Raw genomic sequence first — 285 nt, 5'->3', positions numbered from 1 at the left:
GACCAGGTGCGCGCCGGCCTCGCATCCGCGCAGCGCCACCAGCTCGCCCGCGACAATGGCGCGGCACGTCTGACCTTGGCGGCCGACCAGCAGCAGCCCGATCGCCAGCAGACGCGCGAGCGGGCCGCGATCCGGGTGGACGAGGGCTTGCCCCCGCCTAAGCGCGCGCGGAGCCGCTGACCATGAGCCGCTATAGTTTCAACCAAGATGACGGCGGATCGCTTGGGATCGGTTGGGACGCGCCCATGGGCACGTTCTTTCTGCAAATTGACGAGCAGGACGACG

Annotated in this window: 1 protein-coding gene; it reads left to right on the top strand. The window is 69.1% G+C overall.

The features are described 5' to 3' along the window. On the top strand, positions 1-180 hold a 180-nt coding region (locus AC0L2P_RS32325), incomplete at its 5' end, for a hypothetical protein (RefSeq protein WP_473507257.1). Between the last annotated feature and the right edge of the window lie 105 nt (positions 181-285).

This window comes from Mesorhizobium sp. WSM4836 (assembly GCF_055811815.1).
This window is presented reverse-complemented; position numbering and strand designations above follow the sequence as displayed.